Consider the following 6,412-nt stretch of genomic DNA (forward strand, 5'->3'; position numbering starts at 1 on the left):
CAACCACCTGTGAAGTCTGCAAGGGTTCCGGGGCTGAAAAGGGTACCCACCCGATCACCTGCGACAAGTGCGGGGGCAGCGGCATGATGACCATTACGCAAAGAAGCGTTTTGGGCATAGTCCAGCGGCAGACGACCTGTGACAAGTGCGGGGGCAGCGGGGTTATCATCCAGCATCCATGCCAGAATTGCCACGGCAAGGGGGTCAAGACCCAGAAGCAGACCCTGCAGGTTAAGGTGCCAGCCGGCATCGACAACGGCCAGCGGATCCGCCTGGCCGGCCAAGGCGAAGCCGGCAAGAACGGTGGCCCATACGGGGACTTGTACATCGTCTTCCGGGTGCGGCCAAGCAAGGACTTCACCAGACGTGGCCAGACCATCTACACGACCGTGCCGATTTCCTTTGCCCAGGCAACCTTGGGTGACGAGATCAACGTCAAGACAGTTTACGGCGACACGAAACTGAAAATTCCGGCCGGCACCCAGCCAAACCAGAAGTTTACTTTAAAGGGAAAGGGTGTTCCAAGCCTGAGCGGCGGCAGCACTGGTGACCAGGTAACCACGGTTGAGGTCGTGATTCCGAAGTCCATCAATGAGGCCCAGCGCAAGGCCCTGCTGGAATTCGTCAAGGCCAGCGGTGGCTCCATTGCCCCGCAGGAAAAAGGCTTCTTTGAACGCTTGAAGGAGAAGCTGAGCTAAATTTTTAAGCAAATTAAGGAGGCAGTCTGCAAGGACTGCCTTTTTTGATGACTGGGAAAAGACAAATGCTTTGTTTTCGGGTATAATTGTTTAGTACTTTAGTAAGGATGCGAGAAAATATATGGACTTAGAAAAATTAAAAGACTACCAAAAGCACATCCGCAATTTTTCAATCGTGGCCCACGTTGACCACGGCAAATCAACGATTGCCGACCGAATTCTGGAACTGACGGACACGGTTTCCAAGCGGCAGCTGAAAAATCAAATGCTGGATGATATGCCCCTTGAACGGCAGCGGGGGATCACCATCAAGATGAACTCGGTCCAGGTCAAGTATCACGCCAATGACGGGGAAGACTACATTTTCCACTTGATCGACACCCCTGGCCACGTCGACTTCTCCTATGAAGTTTCCCGGTCCCTGGCTGCCTGTGAAGGGGCTGTCCTGGTCGTTGACGCCTCCCAGGGTGTCCAGGCCCAGACCCTGTCCAACACTTACCTGGCTTTGGAAAACGACCTGGAAATCCTGCCTGTTTTAAACAAGATCGACCTGCCAAGCGCCGACCCGGACATGGCCAAGAGCCAAATCGGCGACATGCTGGGCTTAGACGCCAGCGACGCCGTGGAAGTTTCCGGCAAGACCGGGGCAGGGATTCCGGAACTTTTGGAAAGAATCGTGACCGACATCCCAGCGCCGACTGGGGACTTGACCAAGCCCCTCAAGGCCTTGATCTTTGACTCCAAGTATGATGACTACCGGGGGGTGGTCATGTCAGTCAGAATTGAAGAAGGCACGGTTAAGCCAGGCGACGAAATCATGATCATGAACACCGGCAAAAAGTATGAGGTAACCGAAGTCGGCGTTTCCAGTCCCCACCCGGTTAAAGAAGACATCTTGATTGCCGGGGACGTTGGCTATATTACTGCCAACATCAAGTCTGTCCGGGAAACCCGGGTCGGGGATACCATCACTAGCGCTGAAAACCCGACGGCAGAAGCTTTGCCAGGCTACCGGCAGATTCCGCCAATGGTCTACTCTGGTATGTATCCAACCGACAACCGGGACTATGACGACTTGAAGGAAGCCCTGCAGAAATTACAGCTTAACGATGCGTCTCTGGAATTTGAGCCGGAAACTTCCCAGGCCCTGGGCTTTGGCTTCCGCTGCGGCTTTTTGGGCCTTTTGCACATGGACGTCGTGCAAGAGCGCTTGGAGCAGGAATTTGACCTGGACCTCATCATGACCGCGCCGTCAGTTGACTACCACGCTATCATGCCGACTGGTGAGGTCAAGCTGATCGACAACCCGGCTGACCTGCCGGATGCCGGTGAATACAAGGAATTGCAAGAGCCTTACGTCAAGGCGGAAATCATGGTGCCAAACGACTTCGTCGGTGCTGTAATGCAACTGTGTGAAGGCAAACGGGGCGAGTTCCAGACCATGGACTACCTGGACAAGTACCGGGTCAACGTGATCTACGAAATGCCCCTGGCAGAAATTATTTACGATTTCTTTGACCAGCTTAAGTCTTCAACCAAGGGCTATGCTTCTTTGGACTATGAAATCATCGGCTACAAGGCCACCAACCTGGTCAAGATCGACATTCTCTTGAACAAGGAACCAATCGATGCCTTGAGCTTCATCGCCCACCGCGAAGAAGCCCGGGACCGGGCCGTCCAGATGTGCAGCCTGTTGAAGAAGCTGATCCCGCGGCAAAACTTCCAAGTCGACATCCAAGGGGCAATCGGGTCCAAGATCATTTCCCGGGCTACGATCAAGCCTTACCGGAAAGACGTTACCTGGAAGATCCACACTGGTGACCCGGACCGGCGGGCCAAGCTTCTGGAGAAGCAGAAGCGGGGCAAGAAGCGGATGAAGTCAGTTGGCCGGGTGGAAGTCCCGCAGGACGCCTTTATGGCAGTATTACGGATGAATGACGATGACATCAACGGCAAGTAAAAATACAAAAGACCACCCAGTCCGCCGCATTATTCTGCGCCTAGTTGCCGTAATCCTCTTTTTGCTGGGCCTGGCTTTGGTCTTTAACCAGCAGATCAGCGCGTTTTTGGTCAAGCAGAACCAGACCGCGGCTTTAAAGGGCCTGACCCGGGACCAGGTCGTGCAGAACCAGAAAAAGAAGGGGATATATGACTTCAAGAAGGTCAAGTCAATTGACTTTGCCCAGACCACCCGCAGCCGGGTCAAGAACACAGCTGGCGCAATTGGGGCAATTTCCATCCCCAGCGTCAAGCTCTACCTGCCAGTTATGCAGGGCCTCTCAGACGCGGCTCTGTCAACAGGGGGCGGCACCATGCGGGCTGACCAGAAGATGGGCAAGGGGAACTACCCTTTGGCCGGCCACTACATGACCGACCAGGGGGCCCTTTTTTCACCCCTTGAAAGGGTCAAGCTGGGCAGCATGGTCTATTTGACTGATTTAAAGAAGGTCTATGCATACAAGATCTACTACAAGAAGGTGGTTGACCCCAGCGCCGTCTGGCTGGTTGCCAACACCAAGAAGAAGATCGTGACCTTGATCACCTGTGCCGATGGCGGGGTAAACCGCTGGGCTTTAAGAGGGAAGCTGACCGCGGTCAAGCCGGCAAGCAAGCAGAATTTGGAGATGTTTAAACTTCGATGAAATGGCAAGAAAGAACAGCTGATCCTTTGGCCAGTGACCTGGTTGAGGAATTTCAACTTAGCCCATTAACGGCTAAGTTGTTTTCTTTGCGGGGAATTGACAACAAGGAAAAAATCGACTATTGGCTCCACGCCAGTGAAAATGACCTGGCTGATCCCTTTTTGATGCATGACATGGACAAGGCAGTCGGCCGGATCAACCAGGCCCTGGACGAGGGCGAAAAGATCACTATTTACGGGGACTATGACGCTGACGGGATCACCGCCACGGCCATAATGACGGAAATGCTGACCATCATGGGGGCTGATGTCCATTACTTCATTCCTGACCGCTTTAAGGACGGCTATGGGCCAAGTTTAGACCGCTACAAGGATATTGTGGCAGACGGGACGAAATTGATCATCACCGTTGACAATGGGGTAACCGGGATTGAAGAAGTGGCATATGCGCAGTCTCACGGCGTGGACGTGATCGTTACCGACCACCACACCTTCAAGGAGGAAAAGCCCGACGCTTATGCCCTGGTGCACTGCAACTACCCAGGCCAGGCTTATCCTTTTGACGACTATTGCGGGGCCGGGGTAGCTTATACTATTGCCCGGGCAGTCTTAGAAGACACGGCCAGCGAATTTTTGGAACTGGCCATGATCGGGACCATTGGGGACATGGTCAAAGTTTCCGGTGAAGGGCATGTTATCGTTAAGCGAGGCTTGGAGATGCTGAATGAAAGCTCCCGGCCGGGCCTGGAGGCTCTTATCCGCAATGCCGGCCTTACCCCGGGGATGATTGATGAAGAAGACGTCGGCTTTAGCATCGCTCCCCGTTTAAACGCCTGCGGCCGCCTGGCTGATGCCAGCCTGGCCGTAAGGCTGCTTTTGGCGGAAAGCCCGGGCGAGGCCCAGGAATTAGCCGATCAGATTGAAAAGCTGAACAATGAGCGAAAAGACCTGACCCAAGCGACCATGCAGGCGGCTGAGGCTCAAATTAAGAGCCGGGGCTACCAGAAAGAAGCGACATTGACCCTGTATGACCCGGCCTGGCATGAAGGGGTCATGGGCTTAGTCGCCAACAAGATCGTGGAAAAATACCACAAGCCAACCTTGATGCTGACGAAAAACGAGGCCGGCCTGGTCAAGGGGTCTGGCCGGTCCAGCCAGGGCTTCAACTTGTTCAATGCCTTGAAGCCTTTTGAAGGCAAGTCCATCACCCAGTTTGGCGGCCACGACTTTGCCTGCGGCCTGTCGACGACTGAGGAAAATCTGAACCAGCTCAGGCGCGACTTTAATCAAAGCTATAAGACAGGGGAGAAGGCTCCGGAAAAGGTCCAGGAATATGATGGCACGATCAGTCCATTAGATGTTGATTTGACCAGCGTTTATGACCTGGCCCAGGCCGGGCCTTTTGGCACGGACAACCCCCAGCCGGTCTTTTTGCTTGACAAGCCGCAGATCTCTAACTTCCGCCCTATGCGGAAGGGTTGCAGCTTCATGGTGGGCCCGGTCAGGGCGGTGGACTTTGACCACGGCTTAAACCAAACAGTCCTGCCTTATTTGCAGCAGATGTTGGTTAAGCTTGCTTCTAACACTTTTAAAGGCAGGACCAATGTCCAGTTCCGGATTGTTGACCTGCATTACGGCCAGTCCTTGTACGCGCCATCCGCCCGGATTGTGGACTTTCGCGGGCAGGAGAATTTGCTGGGTTTTGCGGACAAGTATCTCTTATTTGATGAGAAAAATCTCAGCCAGGCCATTAATCATTTTGGCATAACTAAAGAGCAGATTTCCCTGGCCAAGGACAATGAAGACCTCAGCCAGCAGGTCGTGTCAGTTCTTGACGTGCCGGCCAATGAGGCCCAGCTGAACTTTGTCCTGGCCAAGCCTTACCGCCAGCTCTACCTGCGCTTTCAGTTGGACCAGCTGCCAGGGGAGACCCTGCCCAGCCGGAGCAACTTCGGCCTGGTCTGGCAGTACTTTTTAGCCCACCCGGGACTAAAACCGAATGATTACATGCAGGCTGCCGGCCAGCTGGGGATGGATCCGGACAGCATCATGTTTATTTTGAGGGTGTTTTTTACCCTTGATTTTGTTAAAATGGAAGAGGACAGATTGCTCCCTAAACCGAGTCCGACAAAGAAGTCTTTGGACGATTCAGCCTATTACCGGTCAGTGAAAGCAGAATATGCCTTCGCTAACAAATTACGAACAATCTCTTCGGATGAATTAATTCGCTATGCCAATGGTCTAGCAAATGGAGGATTACAAAATGTCAATTGATTTTAAGAAGTACATTGCCAGCGTCAAGGACTTCCCGAATGAAGGAATCATCTTCCGGGACATTACCCCGATCCTGCAAGACGGTGAAGCCTTCGCGGCAGCTACTCACGAAATTGCTGAATACGCCAAGAGCCGGCAAGCTGACGTGATCGTCGGGCCGGAAGCCCGGGGCTTCCTAGTCGGGACTCCGGTAGCAATCGAACTGGGTATCGGCTTCGTGCCAGCCCGTAAGCCCCACAAGCTGCCACGGGAAGTAGAAGCTGCGGCTTACGACCTGGAATACGGGGCAAACGTCCTGGAAATGCACAAGGACGCGATCAAGCCTGGTCAAAGAGTAGTCATCTGCGACGACTTGATGGCTACGGCCGGCACCCTGCACGCCACTAAGGAATTGATTGAACGCCTGGGGGGGAAGGTTGTCGGGGCAGCCTTTTACATTGAACTGACCGACCTTAAGGGCAGAGAAAAGTTCCCGGACGTGGACATCTTCTCCCTGGTTCAATACACCGGCGCTTAATTTTACGAGCAAGACAGAAAAAACGGCTTTACCGGAAGGTAGAAGCCGTTTTTGTTTGTATTAAAAATAAAAGTAAAACTATTGCAGCTGGTCCAGGTGCTCGGTCATCGCGTCGATGATCTGCACGATGTCCTGGTCGTTGATTGAATAGTAGACAAAAGTGCCTGCTTTGCGTTTCTGCACGAAATCGTGTTTTTTCAAAATCGCCAATTGCAAGAATAAATTGAACACTTACCATAACATCTAGCAGATTTTGACTATCTACGCCGGTAAATGCGGTCA

Annotated in this window: 5 protein-coding genes and 1 pseudogene; 5 read left to right on the forward strand and 1 reads right to left on the reverse strand. The window is 53.1% G+C overall.

Annotated features, from left to right (window positions below; translation table 11 throughout):
* From FD23_RS10070 to FD23_RS00545, 5 genes are all read left to right on the forward strand, one after another.
* The coding region (locus FD23_RS10070; protein WP_275452784.1) for a DnaJ C-terminal domain-containing protein at positions 1–698 on the forward strand (698 nt) is incomplete at its 5' end.
* Positions 699–819: 121 nt separating this feature from the next.
* Positions 820–2,658, forward strand: a complete 1,839-nt coding sequence (gene lepA, locus FD23_RS00530; RefSeq protein WP_025896231.1) for a translation elongation factor 4 — start codon at positions 820–822, stop codon at positions 2,656–2,658.
* Positions 2,639–3,340: a class A sortase gene (locus tag FD23_RS00535; RefSeq protein ID WP_025896232.1), complete on the forward strand. Its 702-nt coding sequence runs from the start codon at positions 2,639–2,641 to the stop codon at positions 3,338–3,340. Before lepA ends, FD23_RS00535 begins: the two co-directional genes overlap by 20 nt.
* The gene (gene recJ, locus FD23_RS00540; RefSeq protein ID WP_025896234.1) at positions 3,337–5,613 is read left to right on the forward strand and encodes a single-stranded-DNA-specific exonuclease RecJ; all 2,277 of its coding nucleotides are present in this window, start codon (positions 3,337–3,339) and stop codon (positions 5,611–5,613) included. The genes FD23_RS00535 and recJ overlap by 4 nt, the downstream gene beginning before the upstream one ends.
* On the forward strand, positions 5,603–6,130 hold the full coding sequence (locus FD23_RS00545) for an adenine phosphoribosyltransferase (protein ID WP_025896236.1): 528 nt from the start codon (positions 5,603–5,605) through the stop codon (positions 6,128–6,130). Before recJ ends, FD23_RS00545 begins: the two co-directional genes overlap by 11 nt.
* 78 nt (positions 6,131–6,208) lie before the next feature.
* Here FD23_RS00545 and FD23_RS10920 read toward each other — a convergent pair.
* Positions 6,209–6,343, reverse strand: a pseudogene (locus tag FD23_RS10920) (ArsR/SmtB family transcription factor); the annotation flags it as partial.
* Positions 6,344–6,412: the final 69 nt, after the last annotated feature.

The organism is Lactobacillus delbrueckii subsp. delbrueckii DSM 20074 = JCM 1012 (genome assembly GCF_001433875.1).
Lineage (GTDB): Bacteria > Bacillota > Bacilli > Lactobacillales > Lactobacillaceae > Lactobacillus > Lactobacillus delbrueckii.